Annotated in this window: 15 protein-coding genes and 1 pseudogene; all 16 read left to right on the forward strand. The window is 47.2% G+C overall.

All coding sequences use genetic code 11. The features are described from left to right. Positions 1-745: zinc-binding dehydrogenase (locus tag H8S45_RS14930; protein WP_207724515.1), on the forward strand; the 745-nt coding region annotated here is incomplete at its 5' end. Positions 746-815: 70 nt separating this feature from the next. Further along, the gene (locus tag H8S45_RS14935) at positions 816-1,979 is read left to right on the forward strand and encodes an ABC transporter substrate-binding protein (protein ID WP_054328412.1); all 1,164 of its coding nucleotides are present in this window, start codon (positions 816-818) and stop codon (positions 1,977-1,979) included. Positions 1,980-2,056: 77 nt separating this feature from the next. Then, a complete protein-coding gene (locus tag H8S45_RS14940; RefSeq protein WP_054328413.1) occupies positions 2,057-2,923 on the forward strand; it encodes a branched-chain amino acid ABC transporter permease in 867 nt (288 codons plus the stop codon). A 14-nt stretch (positions 2,924-2,937) separates the two neighbouring features. After that, complete coding sequence (locus H8S45_RS14945) at positions 2,938-3,948, forward strand: branched-chain amino acid ABC transporter permease (RefSeq protein ID WP_054328414.1); 1,011 nt, start codon at positions 2,938-2,940, stop codon at positions 3,946-3,948. Beyond that, positions 3,949-4,728: an ABC transporter ATP-binding protein gene (locus H8S45_RS14950; protein WP_147574471.1), complete on the forward strand. Its 780-nt coding sequence runs from the start codon at positions 3,949-3,951 to the stop codon at positions 4,726-4,728. Next, the gene (locus tag H8S45_RS14955; protein WP_054328415.1) at positions 4,718-5,434 is read left to right on the forward strand and encodes an ABC transporter ATP-binding protein; all 717 of its coding nucleotides are present in this window, start codon (positions 4,718-4,720) and stop codon (positions 5,432-5,434) included. Before H8S45_RS14950 ends, H8S45_RS14955 begins: the two co-directional genes overlap by 11 nt. A gap of 74 nt (positions 5,435-5,508) precedes the next feature. Then, complete coding sequence (locus tag H8S45_RS14960) at positions 5,509-7,299, forward strand: cache domain-containing sensor histidine kinase (protein WP_054328416.1); 1,791 nt, start codon at positions 5,509-5,511, stop codon at positions 7,297-7,299. After that, complete coding sequence (locus tag H8S45_RS14965) at positions 7,274-8,899, forward strand: response regulator transcription factor (protein WP_186950440.1); 1,626 nt, start codon at positions 7,274-7,276, stop codon at positions 8,897-8,899. The genes H8S45_RS14960 and H8S45_RS14965 overlap by 26 nt, the downstream gene beginning before the upstream one ends. Before the next feature lie 202 nt (positions 8,900-9,101). Continuing rightward, positions 9,102-9,227, forward strand: a complete 126-nt coding sequence (locus H8S45_RS16640) for a hypothetical protein (protein WP_256435240.1) — start codon at positions 9,102-9,104, stop codon at positions 9,225-9,227. Then, positions 9,175-9,540 (forward strand): MarR family winged helix-turn-helix transcriptional regulator, encoded by a 366-nt coding sequence (locus tag H8S45_RS14970; RefSeq protein WP_152959518.1) that lies wholly within the window; start codon positions 9,175-9,177, stop codon positions 9,538-9,540. The genes H8S45_RS16640 and H8S45_RS14970 overlap by 53 nt, the downstream gene beginning before the upstream one ends. Further along, positions 9,533-9,901: an MATE family efflux transporter gene (locus tag H8S45_RS14975; RefSeq protein ID WP_186950442.1), complete on the forward strand. Its 369-nt coding sequence runs from the start codon at positions 9,533-9,535 to the stop codon at positions 9,899-9,901. Before H8S45_RS14970 ends, H8S45_RS14975 begins: the two co-directional genes overlap by 8 nt. Beyond that, positions 9,898-10,110 carry a hypothetical protein gene (locus H8S45_RS14980; protein WP_054328422.1) on the forward strand — a complete coding sequence of 71 codons (213 nt, stop codon included), beginning with the start codon at positions 9,898-9,900 and terminating at the stop codon, positions 10,108-10,110. The genes H8S45_RS14975 and H8S45_RS14980 overlap by 4 nt, the downstream gene beginning before the upstream one ends. After that, on the forward strand, positions 10,068-10,859 hold the full coding sequence (locus H8S45_RS14985; protein WP_147574468.1) for an MATE family efflux transporter: 792 nt from the start codon (positions 10,068-10,070) through the stop codon (positions 10,857-10,859). The genes H8S45_RS14980 and H8S45_RS14985 overlap by 43 nt, the downstream gene beginning before the upstream one ends. Next, the gene (locus tag H8S45_RS14990; RefSeq protein WP_243182504.1) at positions 10,856-11,362 is read left to right on the forward strand and encodes a cytidylate kinase-like family protein; all 507 of its coding nucleotides are present in this window, start codon (positions 10,856-10,858) and stop codon (positions 11,360-11,362) included. The genes H8S45_RS14985 and H8S45_RS14990 overlap by 4 nt, the downstream gene beginning before the upstream one ends. 710 nt (positions 11,363-12,072) lie before the next feature. Continuing rightward, positions 12,073-13,035 carry a flagellin gene (locus H8S45_RS14995; RefSeq protein ID WP_054328424.1) on the forward strand — a complete coding sequence of 321 codons (963 nt, stop codon included), beginning with the start codon at positions 12,073-12,075 and terminating at the stop codon, positions 13,033-13,035. Between the two features lie 364 nt (positions 13,036-13,399). After that, a pseudogene (locus tag H8S45_RS15000) lies at positions 13,400-13,767 on the forward strand (hypothetical protein); the annotation flags it as partial.

Genomic DNA, 13,767 nt, shown 5'->3' on the forward strand with positions numbered 1-13,767 from the left:
TAAAGGCATGGTGAATCTGTGCATGCATCGTCGCGTACTCGGCGTCCATTGCGCGGAATATAGCCGCGACGGTGCTATGGCGCAATATATTGCAGTGCCAGAAAGGATTCTATATCATATACCAAATACGGTTTCCTATCAGCAGGCTGCGATGGTCGAGCCGCTGTCAATCGCGGTGCATGCAGTTGCACAGTCGCCGATTCACTTGGGCGATAGAGCAGTGGTTGTCGGTTGCGGGACGATCGGACTAATGCTTATTCAGGTGCTCAACGTTTCCGGCTGTACGCAGATTATTGCACTGGATATGGATGACGGCAAACTGGCCATGGCAAAAGAGCTTGGTGCACAAGCAACAATTAACACAAAACAAGAGAACACCCGCCAACGGGTTCTTGAACTGACTGAAGGGCGCGGCGCGGATGTTACCTTTGAGGCAGTGGGTATACCGGCAACGTTTGATACTGCACTGTCCTGTACGAAAAACGGCGGCGGAGTGGTTCTTGTCGGTAATGTATCACGTGAGGTGAAAATGAATCTGCAGAGCGTCGTCACCTCGCAGATTACTCTTTATGGTTCCTGTGCTTCCGCAGGTGAGTATGACGTCTGTCTGTCACTGATTGCGTCTGGAAAAATTAATGTGGACCGTATGATTAGTGCAACTGTTCCTTTGGAAGAGGGCGATGAATGGCTCAAGCGGCTTCATAACGCGGAACCAGGTCTGATGAAGGTCGAATTGCTCCCGTAAAAATAGTGCAGAATACAATACAAAAAAGAAAGAGAAAAAGAACAAAGTTGACAGAAAAGGAGAGTTACTGATGAAACGGACATTAAGCTGGCTGTTATGCGGAACGATGATACTGGGATTGCTTATAGGTTGTGGGAATAATAACGATACCCAGAGTAGCGAGGGTTCTTCGAATGATACTATCAAGATTGGTTATTTCGGACCTTTGACAGGCGGGTCAGCGCAACTGGGGCAAGCGGCGCTTAATGGTGCTCAATTAGCGGTTAACCAGTTGAATGAAAAGGGAGGCATCTTAGGCTGTCAAGTCGAGATTGTATCATATGATGATAAGTCGTCTCCGGAGGAAGCGGTAAAGGCGGCAACCAAACTGGTACAGGTGGACAAAGTCAATGCGATTTTTGGTTCGCTGCACAGCGCTAATGTGCAGGCAGCAGCGCCGGTGGTCGAAGAATCTCAGACTTTGCTCGTTAGTGGGGGTACGTCACCAACATGGCTTCAACAGGGATATACCTATCTGTTCCGCTCGATTGCTAATGCGAATACTGCAAGTAAGCAGCTTGCGCAATATGCTAATGACGAAGGGCTGAAGAAAATCGCGACATTTACAAGCAATGACGAGTACGGTACTTCTGGTGCGGATGCCTTCAAAGCAGCCTGTGCGGATTATGACATTGAGTTCGTTGCAGCGGAAACGATGGCAAACGGTGATCGTGATTTTACTGGGCAGTTTGCGAAAATCAATGCGGCCTCTCCGGATGCGGTGCTAGTATGGTGTTTGTCCGATGATATGGGAGCGGTTACGAAGCAACTGCGTCAGTCCGGCTTCTCGGGTACGATTTTAGGTCCGGAAGGTTATTCTATGCCGGAGATTCTTAACGTTGCAGGTGATACGGCCAATGGAGTATGCTTCGCAGCGCAGTATCTGATCTATGAGGATCCGGAAGAAGCGCAGGACGAGAATATGAGGGTGTTTCTCGAAGACTATATTGCTGAATTTGGCGCTGCTCCAGCTTCGGATAACGCCTGCCGCGCCTATGACGGTATAAATATGATTGCGGTTGCGATGGAGGACTCTGGCGCAGATCATGGCCAGGAGTTGCGCGATGCGTATAATGACATCGATGGCTATGTTGGTCTGGCTGGCACATTCTCCTATAAGGGAGGCAACGGCGAGGGAATTGATGTAATGCGTATTTTCAGGATTGAAGACGGTAAGTACTGGGAAGCTGAATAAACAATCGGAAACGAATAGAGCGGCCGGTTCGATAGCCTGAGCTGGCCGCTGCTTACAAGAAATAAAGGAGTAAGCTTATGTTTTTGCAGTTGTTGGTCGGGGGAATAGCCGTTGGCTGTATCTATGCGCTGATCGGCCTTGGATATAGCCTGATTTACAGCGCTTCCGGATTGATGAGCTTTGTGCAGGGCGAGATATTCATGCTGGGCGCTTACGTTGCATTCACTATTTATGTTGGATGTAAAATTCCGTTTATTTTTGCAGTATTCATTGCGATTGCAATTATGTTCGTTTTCGGTATGTTGATGGAACGAAGTATGATCAGTCCGCTTCTCAAACGAGGTGCCGGTCAAATACATATTGTTATCGCTACGATTGGCCTATCTATTTTTCTGAAAAATTTTGCCATGATTGTATGGGGTACTGATGTTAAAAATTTTCCGTCTGTATTTGGAGAATTTCCATATCAAATCGGAGTAGTATCTATTTCACCTCAGCAGCTCGTGATCATGTTGGTCACGATCGTTTGTATGATTTTACTACATTTGTTTATGAACAAGACCCGTATGGGTACAAGTCTGCGCGCCGCAGCACAGGATCCGATGGCAGCGGGTGTTGTGGGCATCAATGTACCGTTCACGGTCGGTATGGCGTGGGCGCTTGCTGCCGTACTTAGTGCGATCGCAGGTATCCTTTTGGCACCGATCTACGGCGTATATCCAAAGATGGGTGCGATCCTTTCGACAAAAGGATTTGCAGCGGCTGTTCTGGGCGGCTATGGCAATATGTATGGCGCAATTATTGGTGGTCTGATCGTCGGTGTTGTAGAGACGATGGCAGCAGGCTATCTTTCTTCGTCTTTTAAGGATATCATTTCCTTCGGTGTGCTGATTGTTGTTCTATTCGTCATGCCTCATGGTATTTTGAAAGTGAAAGCGGATTAAGGGGAGGGTAAAAAATGAATCATATTATGAAAGCCCTGTCCAATGTGAAAACACAACGCACGATTGGAGCCGTACTGCCTGCATTGGTGATGATTTATCCGGTTTTGTTCCGTGAAGCGATATATATGCATCTGATTCTCTGTACGCTGGGCATCTATATTATTGTCAATACTGGCTTTGACGTCCTGTTTGGCTATTCCGGACAGATTTCACTTGGGCAGGCAGGGTTTTATGCGATTGGAGCGTATTTCAGCGCTATCCTTAGTAAAACAGGCGTGCCGGTTCTGCTGGCAATGCTGATCGGCGGTATCTTTGCAGCGGCAATTGGCTATATTCTGGCACTCCCTTGCTCAAAACTTGTACACCACTTTCTCGCAATGGTAACAATTGGATTTGGGGAAATTGTTCGTCTGTTGGCAATCAATGGCCCGACGCAACTGACCGGCGGTGCAAATGGAATCGGTGGTATCCCTTCGGTTACTTTGTTCGATTTCAAGCTGAATACCAACGCGAGATATTTATATTTTGTGCTTGCACTGGTACTTCTCAGTCTGTTGGTTAAACGTCGGATTATAGATTCGCGCGTTGGACGGGCGATGCAGGCAATCAAATGTAATCCAGATGCCAGTGAGGCATTTGGTATGAAACTGTCACATTATAAAGCGTTGGCTTTTACTGTTGCAGCGTTTTACGCCGGTATCGGCGGTGCGGTTTACGCACATATGGTGCGTTTTATCAGTCCAGAGACCTTCTCGGCAGACCAGTCGAGTATGTTTCTTGTGATGTTGCTTGTCGGCGGCATGGGTACCCTCTGTGGGCCCTTAATCGGTTCTGCGCTTGTAATAGCAATTACAGAATTTCTGCAGCAGTTCGGTACATATCAGATGCTGATCTATGGTGCGCTGATTATTTTTGTACTCTTTTTTATGCCGAATGGTATTGCAGGAACGGTATATAACCGTTTTTATTTTCTGTTTCATAAGGTTCCTGTGCGAAATGCCACAAGCAAGCAGGGGGTGGAGTAAATGGAGGAACTATTAAAGGTTAACCATGTTACAATGAAGTTTGGTGGTCTGAAAGCAATTAATGAATTGGACATGAGCGTTTCTAAAGGTGAAATTCATGGTTTGCTTGGTCCAAATGGCTCAGGTAAAACCACATGCTTTAATGTAATATCGGGAGTATATCAGCCTACGGAAGGTAATGTATTTCTTGAGGGTAAACAAATTAACGGTAATGAAAGATACGCAATTAACGAGCTTGGTATTGCTCGTACATTTCAGCATATCAGCTTGTTCTCGACCATGAGTGTATTGGAAAATGTTATCGTTGGGCAACACTGCCGTACAAAATCTGGCCTTGTATCTGCAATTCTTCGGACAAAGAAAGAACGTCAGGAAGAGCAAAAGATGGTTGAACGTGCATATGAGTTGCTCGATTTTGTAAACCTTACCCATCGCGCAGGCGAGCTGGCCTGCAATTTACCTTATGGTGAACAGCGCCTGCTTGAGATCGTCCGTGGTCTGGCGAGTGCTCCTAAACTGATGATGTTGGATGAAGCCTCAGCTGGCATGAATTCAACGGAAAAAAAGGATTTGATACAAATCATCCGCGCAATCAGCCAGCAAGGAATTACTGTGCTCATGATTGAGCACGATATGAAATTGGCGATGAGTCTGTCTGATGAAATAACCGTGCTGGATCACGGATCAAAAATCGCGGAGGGGCCTCCGGCGGATATTCAGAAAAATCAGCAGGTAATAGAGGCATACTTGGGGAAAGGAGGAGTCGCCCGTGCCAAATAAGCTGGAAATTTGTAATTTGGAGCACAAATACGGTGCGATTCAGTCGCTCAAGGGTGTCAGCTTGGAAGTAAATGAAAATGAGATTGTTGCGTTGATCGGCGCAAACGGCGCCGGTAAGACGACACTACTGCGTTGCATCTCAGGCATTTTGAAGCCGAGTAAGGGAGAGATTCGCTTTGAGGGCAAAAGTATCGCTGGCTTGCCGGCCTACAAAGTTGCCAAATACGGCATTGCGCAAGTGTTGGAATCTCGCCATGTGTTCCCCAAGTTGACCGTTATGGAAAATATAGAGATGGGAGCCTTTCTGAAAAAAGATAATCAGCGTATGCAAAGCGATATTGAAAAATGGTTTGAGGTTTTTCCGCGTCTGAAAGAACGCATTTGGCAGACGGCTGGTACACTGTCAGGCGGTGAACAGGAGATGCTTGCAATGGTGCGTGGACTGATCTCTAATCCGAAACTACTCATCCTAGATGAACCGTCAATGGGTCTTGCACCAATTTTTATCGATGAAATTTTCAATATCATCCCGCGACTTCAGAAAATGGGCACAACAATTTTACTGGTCGAACAAAATGCCAGTATGGCTTTGGCGATAGCTGATCGCGGCTATGTTATGGAAACAGGGAATATCACGCTTACTGACACCGGACGGCGGTTGCTTAATAATGATAAAGTGCGTAAAATGTACTTGGGGGAAGAGTAACCAACTGATACCGAATCACGCAGACCGAACCGCTTTTGCGGTCCGGTCTTGCGCCTTTTTTCAGGAGGCTGGCAATGAATAGAATTCGAAGCTTTTTTCGCTATTCTCTGGGACGGAGACTGGCACTGTACTTTACATTGATGATGTTGTTGCCGCTATCGGCGGCAGGCATGACCGTTTATCGTGCATCGGATATGAGGATGAATAACAGCGCGTTGCAGCTATCAGCGCAGATTGTCAGTAATGTGGCGCTTGATCTGGATCAACTGCTCACAGATGCGAAGAGTATGATCGATTTGGTCATCAGGGACGATACGATTCAGCATCATATTAACCGCGTGTTTAATTCCGAAAATAATACCGAAGATGTGCAGATATCGCTGAATCTTCGGTTAAAACAGTTGGGCGAATATTATAAAAATATTTATGGGGTATATTTGATTTTGGACAATGGTATGGTGGCGAAGTCGCGCTATTATTCCATTCACGAAGAGTTGGAATTGCCGGCCGATTTTTATCGGCAAGCGCGGAACCATTCAGATGTGAAATGGAGGCTTTGCCCGACAGGCTCCATGATTGTAAACAATATGGGGGCGGGGGTATTGAGCGCAGCCGCTTCTCTTACGGACAAAAGCACTGGTCTGCCATGCGGCATAATTATAGTGGATATTCGGTTGGAAACGATCCGAAAAATGGTGAATGTGTACCTTGGAGAGAATGGGAATGTATTTTTGATGGATCGCAGTGGAAACGTATTGATGGAACAAATGGAAGACGATGGACAAAGAGAGACAGTTTCTGAGTTTATCCGCGGGACGGTAATTGGTGAAGAAACTGAGATTCATGACAATGCACATTTTTTTATCCTTTCCAGCCGTCTGCCGGAAAGCGGATGGACTTTAACCGGATTAGTACATAAGAATTTTATTCGGCAGAACAGCCGTCAGATATTAAAAATACTGCTTTGGATTGCATTAATTGCATGTTTAATTAATCTTCTGGTATCGCGCCTGCTGCGCGCCTATGAACTGCGACCTATTCACTCGATGATGCAATTCGTTGGCCAAGTGGAGAAAGGTGATTTTGACACACCGCTTTTTGTCGTGCGTGACGATGAAATAGGTGCTTTGGCAGTTAGCATGAAAAAAATGACTCTGCATATCAAAGAATTGCTTCATACTGTGCGGCAAGAACAGGAGCGGTTTAGATGGGCAGAATTCAAGGCACTTCAGGCGCAGATTAACCCACATTTTCTATATAATACGCTTGATTCCGTAAAGTGGTTGATCTGGGAGGGGGAGAATAAGAAGGCAGATGACATGGTGACTGCATTAACGAAATTCTTCCGAATTGGCCTTAGTGGAGGGTGCGATTTGATTCCGGTCGAATGCGAAATCGCTCATGTGGAAAGTTATCTTAAAATTCAGAAAATACGTTATAGCAGAGAATTCGAGTATACAGTTTATCTGGACCATAGCATTTCTGGATGTATGGTGCCCAAGCTGATACTGCAGCCGCTGGTGGAAAATGCACTATATCACGGCATCAAACCTGCAAGGAGAAAATGCCGACTATTCATTAATGCACTTCAACAGGAGGATACTATTCTCCTGGAAGTGCGGGATGACGGTGTGGGTATTCCGCAGAATCAGCTTCAACAGTTGGGAAAATTATTGAAGTATGGTCGGAAATATCCATCAGAGAGTTATGGCCTGGGAAATATATGCGATCGTATACATATCCTGGCAGGTGAGGAATACGGTATAGAGATCGTGAGTGAATTGGGGATAGGGACTTCAGTTCGTCTTCACCTGCCGCTAAAATTAGGAGGAAATGAGAATGTATCCAGTACTGCTCGCAGATGATGAGGAAATTATTCGCGAAGGAATACGTCGAGCGGTTCCTTGGGAGTCTCTCGGACTCGCTTTGGAGGTGGTAGTTGAAGATGGGCAGAAAGCGCTATCGTGCGCTGCGGAGAATCAGTTCGAAATTGTAATTACAGATATTCGAATGCCGTGCATGGATGGCTTGGAAATGATTCGGGTGCTTCGCCGACATAATCCTGACTGTCGGATTGTTATTTTGACTGGACACGAAGAATTTGAATATGCGCGCACGGCTTTACAGTTAGGTGTTTCCGAGTACTTGTTGAAGCCCGTAGATATATCCGAATTGTGCAGCGTATTAACCAAACTTGTTCAGGAATTAGATCAAATACATGGGCGCAACAATGAAGTGAAGCGGTTGCATTTGCAGGCAGCGGCAGATAGCATGTGGCAATGCCAGCATGCACTTCGGCGTTTCCTCGCCGGAAAAATCAACGTGAGACAGCTGAGGGAACACGTGCCGGCAGAATGGAATACGGCAAACTGCTGTGCAGGCATACTGATTCAGATTGATAATTTCGATTGGCTAATCAGGGACAAGGATGAAGAAAGCTTTTTTCGCCTTACAAGTGAGCTGGAGGAGATACTGATTTCACAAAGCGAAAAAAATATGTGTATTGTAGAAAAAGAAAACGGTCTGTACTTTGTGCTGTTTCTGGGGAATCAGATAGAAGGTTTAGAATTTAATATGCGATCCTATGTTTATCGGCTACGGGCGGCTGTCACACAGGTTTCCTACACAACCATTTCTTCATCCATCATCTGTGGTGGAATACAGAACAGTAAGGCTGTGTACGAGGAAACTCTTAAATTCGTAGATCGCGTATTCTTAATGGGGAATGGGCGTGATACGCAGGTAGAGGAGATCGAGCCAAAGCCGTTTAACTCTCCGCTCCCACATGAATTTGACATGAAGACAATTGTACATACACTGACAAGTTTTAATAAAGAAAAAATACACGCATGCTTGATAGACATAACGAAGAACATTCGACAGAATACACACAATTCTTATTTGTATACCAGCATGATAGTAGGATTCATTTACAGTGAAATGCTCAGCATTCTGACTGAGATACATTGTCCGGTACAGAGCATACTGCCCGAACCGATGAAGGAATATAGTCATCTGATGACGAGACAGTCTCTTGACGGCATGATGGATGCTTTGACATACATTATTGATCAAGTGTGTGATTTCGTCGAAAAGAATGTTGCAGGGGGACAGGATGCGGTTAAACGGGCCAAATTATATATTCGCGAGCATTATGCAGACGCCAAAATATCACTCGATATAGTAGCATTGGCGGTTGGGATCTCTCCTACTTACTTGAGTGCATTGTTCAAGCAGGAATTAGCTCAATCGTTTGTGAGTTATCTGACCGAAACGCGGCTAAATCGTGCAAAGCAACTATTGCGGGAAAGTAAATATCGGTCATATGAAATTGGTTATATGTGTGGTTATGAGAATCCGACTTATTTCAGCACGATATTCAAACGGCACATAGGATGTTCGCCGTCTGAATATCGAAAACGAATGCAAGAATCTGGTTGCGATATCCTGCGACTTGCGCATTAATTTAAAATAAAGAATACGGCCATTTAGGAGAACGAATCTCCAAGGTGGTCGTATTTTTGGTAACACAATATATTCAATGGTGTTTAACAAATAAAAGTGCGGTCGGCAACACCGCCGCTCCATTTTTAACGCGCTCTTGACAGACATCGGTTTGACAATAGTTTGTATCCGTACCATTCTGCATTAGGGAGTGAGGAGCCTGATGAAACAGGAGGGACAGATGCTGGAGCAGTTGCGGCGGTATTATTCCCTCTGGCGGGAGACCAATGCGATTTATGAGGAATGGGCTATCCCTGAACAGCGTCCTGGCGCTGTACTCGATCCATGATGAGAAAGCATGTACCTCCAAGTCTATCGGCCAGAGATGGATAATCCTGAAGCAGACGGTTCATACATTCTTACAGGGATTTGAGGTGCGGGGATACATTGAACTGGTTCACGTCCCAGAAGATAAGCGGAACAAGCAGATCCACCTGACTCAGACAGGGCGGGAACTTGCTGATACTATCGTTAAGAAATTGCATGATATGGAACTGTATGCTATGAAGCGTATGGGGCTGGAACGGATGCGCACCCTAAATGACAGCCTTGCCCTGTTTATCACCTTATTCCGAGATGGGAGTTCCGACACAGATGAATAACTGGCGTATGTTTTTTCAGTTTGTGTTCCCGTCCGTGATAGCGTTTGCCCTTTCGAGGATTTACACGATTGTGGACGGCTTTTTCGTGGGGCGTAGCTTGGGAGATATGGGTCTGGCCGCCATCAACCTGGGCTTTTCCATCTCCGCGTTTATGCAGGCGGTGGGGACGGGCATCGGCCTGTCCGATACCATCCGGTTTACCATCCTGCGCGGGCAGAAGAAGCAGGGGAAAGTAAAAGAGTGTTTTACCAGTACGGCGTTCCTGCTGGGTCTGGCCAGTGTTGCACTGATGGCGCTGATGCTGGTATTTTTGATGCCGCTGCTCTGTCTGCTGGGGCGAAAAGCGAACTTTTACAGATGACTGTGGAGTATGTCTGGGTAATTGCACTGTGTACAGTGTTCCAGATCTTTGCCACCGGCCTTGTCCCGTTCATCCGCAATCTAGGCGGCGCAACCTTTGCCATGGCCTGCATGATGGCAGGCTTCTTCACCAACATTATGTGTTCGTGTAGGGTCTTGGGCAAGGTATGGCCGGCGCAGCATGGGATACGATCATCGGACAGGCCGTGACTATGCTGGCAGCGATTTTCTACCTAGTGAAAAAGAGAATTGGCTTTTCTGCACCGCAGGCGAAAACTCTATTTTCACTTTTCGAGTTTGTTTTGAAAGTGGCGGTTGCCCCTTTGGGGTTGACCTTCTCCCCGCAGATTACCACCATCCTGATGAACCGGTTCTTGATGATCTATGACGGCGAGCAGGTGGTGGCCGTATACGGGTGCATCGCCTATGTCGCGGCCATTGCCTATCTGCTTTTGCAAGGTGTGGGCGACGGGAGCCAGCCGCTCATCAGCCGCTTTTTCAGTGAGGACAACCTGCCCACCATGAAGCAGATGCGGAAATACGACTACTTAACCGCTGCTACGATTGGAATCGGGTGCTTTGCGGTGTTCTTCCTGGCCCAGAATCATGTGGGCATCCTGTTTGGAGCCTCTGTGGAAACCAACGGGAGCGTATCGTTCTATCTGCCGTTTTTCCTGATTGTTCTGGTTCTACTGTCCTATGTCCGTATCACCACGGCTTTCCGGTACGCCACGGAGAAGAGCATACTGTCGTACCTGTTGGTCTATGCCGAGCCGGTATGTATCCTGCTGTTCCTGCTGGTGCTGCCGAACATCCCAGCGCTGGGCTTACAGGGCGTGTGGTTTTCGGTCCCGCTGGCGCAGTGCGTTACCTGGGGCATTGCGTTCCTTGTCAAACACAGGATTGACCACAATCTAATTCACGATATAGCTAAGATGGAAAGGAGCGCATCCGTATGAGCAGAATTATCACAGTAAGCCGGGAGTTTGGCAGCGGCGGTAGGGAGCTGGGCCGACGCATTGCGGAGACGCTGCACATTGCCTACTATGACAGGGAGATCATTGCAGAACTCTCTAAACGAACCGGGCTGATGGAAGAAACGGTGGAGCACAGCATGGAGCGCAACCCTGTGCTGTTGTTCCCCATCGACAACGGTGTGACCTTCCGCCTTCCCACCGGCGGCCTGCTGCGCCAGCAGGGGAAGAGCTTTGCCGAGCAGTGCAAAATCATCCGGGCGCTGGCGGAGAAGTCGGACTGCGTGATCGTGGGCCGCTGTGCGGACTATATTCTGGCAGACCAGAAACCCTATTGCATCTTTACCTATTCTGATATGGAGAGCAAGATAAGGCGATGCCGGTTGAAAGGACAGGAAGGTAGGGAACTGACAGATCATGGACTGAAGCACCGCATCCAAGCCATCAACAAGGGGCGGGCGGAATACTATAACTTTTTCACCGGCTAGGTGTGGAGCGACAAGCTCAACTACGACCTGTGCCTTAACACGACAAACTTCTCTGTGAAAGAGCTGACGACTTATATTGTAAAAATGCTGGATAGATAAACAGAAATCGGGCTTCCAAATAGAAGCTCGATTTTTTGACCATGTTCGCCATCCAATATATGAGGAGCCTTTTAGCCTTCTCATAGTCCACTATTCTGAGGGGAGAGCTATTTCTTCTGTAGCTCGTTTTCCCAAGTACAACTTAAAATTGCTATGAGGTACACCTCCTTTTTCTTGCTTTTTCTTATAAGCGCAGAATGTTTTGCATTTGGGTACCACCCATGGGCGCTCATAGACACGATACGCACCAATCATCTTGCGTTTGAGCACCTTTTTGTACACATATTCATGACTATGTAAAATAAAATTAACAGGTGCTGCCTGCTTAACTTTTTCGTGCTCTTTTTGCTGAACTATCTATTTGACAAACATACGCCCTCCCCTCCTCAGCTGCCCTGTCTAATGAATCACAACAAGCTCTTGCCCCCTGATTCTACACGTTTTCAAATTTCTTCGCGCTGTCCTTATCCTATCAGGCTTTTGCTTGGAATTTCTGTGTCTGCGCTTCCAACTGGATTACCTGTGCAAACAATTCTGAACTAGCAGCCGCAGATTCCTCACTGGTCGCAGAATTATTCTGGATTACAATAGAAATTTGGTCAATCTCCTGCGTGATTACGTCTACTTCGCTGAAGATGCGCGCACAGATCACTGGTCTGGAAACCGCGCAGAAGAACGTAAAGGACGATATCTCGCTGGTAAAGACCGGTGAGGGTGCGATGCAGGAAGTGCAGGACATGCTCAACCGTATGGTCGAGCTTGCAACCCAGTCCTCGAACGGCACCTATGACAACGCAGTTGACAGAGATAATCTGCAAAAAGAAGTGGCTGAGTTGAAGACCGAGATCGACCGTATCGCAGATTCCGCAAACTTTAACGGCATCAAGTTACTGGACGGCTCTCTACAGGATGGCGCTACGGTCAATCTCTCTATTTCCGGCACTATAAATGGCGGGGCTATTACAGCTGCGGCTGATGGAAGCTATAATCTCAGCGGTACGTTTAAAGCTGGTGATGCAGTAACGATCAAAGGGACAACATATACTTTCAAAGCTGATAGTGATGGCTCGGACGGTACTTTTAAAGATCTGGCTACCCTAAAGACGGCAGCCGGCAAGAATGGCGTGACGATTAATGATGGAACGAACACAAAAGTAACTGCTACGACTACCGGCAAGGCCCTTACTTTGCAGATTGGCGATACCTCTGACAGCTATAACCAGATGGCAGTTTCCATCCAAGATATCCATGTTGCAGCGCTGGGGCTTACGGATATTGATATTTCCACGCAGGCTGGGGCTAAAAATGCAGTGGCTGCCATCAAAAACGCGATCAACACGGTATCGTCTATCCGCGGTACGCTGGGCGCAACCCAGAACCGTCTGGAGCACACCCAGAACAACCTGTCCGTCATGACCGAGAACATCCAGGACGCCGAATTCACCATCCGCGACACCGACGTTGCTGACGAGATGATGGCTTACACCAAGAACAACATTCTGGTGCAGTCCGCGCAGGCCATGCTTGCGCAGGCCAATCAGGTGCCGCAGGGAGTCCTCCAGCTCCTGCAGTAAACCTGGGTTTCTTCTATGAAAAATGGGGCGGGTCAGCGTGAATATACTGCGCTCCGTTTTCTGTGCAAAACTTATGCGTTGATGTCATCACTAAATACGAAAGACCCGCTCCGCGTTGTAAACGTGAGCGGGTCTTTCTGCGGGAACGCGCCTTTGTTCTGATTACAACCTGGTCCTTATTCCTGCAGAAAATCAGTTTTTTTGTTTGTCTTTTCCTTTGAAAACGGGATTTAATAAGAATTTGTTCCGCTTTCCATAACCTGATAGGAGCAGAAAAATTTTTCTAAAATATGTACTTTTTTAATGAAGTTTTAATGAAAGCACGATATACTACAGATGTACTAAAGGAAAGGGGGTCTGGGACATGAAAAAAGGATTAATGATCTCAATGATGGCGTTTGGCGCGGCTGCAATGCTGGCGGGATGTACGCCAACTATAGCTTCGGGTGCAGGGAATGCTGGCTATCCGCAGCAGGGGGCGCCGTCGCAAACGGGATCGCTGCAGCCAAGCGGGCAGGTTCCGGTAAGTGACATGCCATCAGTAGAGCAGGCTGCCGTGGCAGAGAATCAGGCAGCGACGAACCAGAATTCCGGAAACACAGGCAGTGGCCAGCAGCCAACGACCCAGATCAGTGAGGAACAGGCGAAGCAGATTGCTCTGGAACATGCTCAGATTAAGGAGAGCGATGCGGCATTCCTGTGGGCAAAGCTGGATTATGATGATGGCGTTCT

This window comes from Agathobaculum faecis (assembly GCF_014287995.1).
GTDB classification, from domain to species: Bacteria; Bacillota; Clostridia; order Oscillospirales; family Butyricicoccaceae; genus Agathobaculum; species Agathobaculum ammoniilyticum.

Excerpts from the sequence above, each read along its gene's own strand:
- H8S45_RS14990 (WP_243182504.1), top strand. The coding sequence starts at position 10,856 with ATGAGCAGAATTATCACAGTAAGCCGGGAGTTTGGCAGCGGCGGTAGG.
- H8S45_RS14965 (WP_186950440.1), top strand. The coding sequence starts at position 7,274 with ATGTATCCAGTACTGCTCGCAGATGATGAGGAAATTATTCGCGAAGGA.
- H8S45_RS14950 (WP_147574471.1), top strand. The coding sequence starts at position 3,949 with ATGGAGGAACTATTAAAGGTTAACCATGTTACAATGAAGTTTGGTGGT.
- H8S45_RS14960 (WP_054328416.1), top strand. The coding sequence starts at position 5,509 with ATGAATAGAATTCGAAGCTTTTTTCGCTATTCTCTGGGACGGAGACTG.
- H8S45_RS14940 (WP_054328413.1), top strand. The coding sequence starts at position 2,057 with ATGTTTTTGCAGTTGTTGGTCGGGGGAATAGCCGTTGGCTGTATCTAT.
- H8S45_RS14975 (WP_186950442.1), top strand. The coding sequence starts at position 9,533 with ATGAATAACTGGCGTATGTTTTTTCAGTTTGTGTTCCCGTCCGTGATA.
- H8S45_RS16640 (WP_256435240.1), top strand. The coding sequence starts at position 9,102 with ATGAAACAGGAGGGACAGATGCTGGAGCAGTTGCGGCGGTATTATTCC.
- H8S45_RS14970 (WP_152959518.1), top strand. The coding sequence starts at position 9,175 with ATGAGGAATGGGCTATCCCTGAACAGCGTCCTGGCGCTGTACTCGATC.
- H8S45_RS14985 (WP_147574468.1), top strand. The coding sequence starts at position 10,068 with ATGGCCGGCGCAGCATGGGATACGATCATCGGACAGGCCGTGACTATG.
- H8S45_RS14980 (WP_054328422.1), top strand. The coding sequence starts at position 9,898 with ATGACTGTGGAGTATGTCTGGGTAATTGCACTGTGTACAGTGTTCCAG.
- H8S45_RS14935 (WP_054328412.1), top strand. The coding sequence starts at position 816 with ATGAAACGGACATTAAGCTGGCTGTTATGCGGAACGATGATACTGGGA.
- H8S45_RS14945 (WP_054328414.1), top strand. The coding sequence starts at position 2,938 with ATGAATCATATTATGAAAGCCCTGTCCAATGTGAAAACACAACGCACG.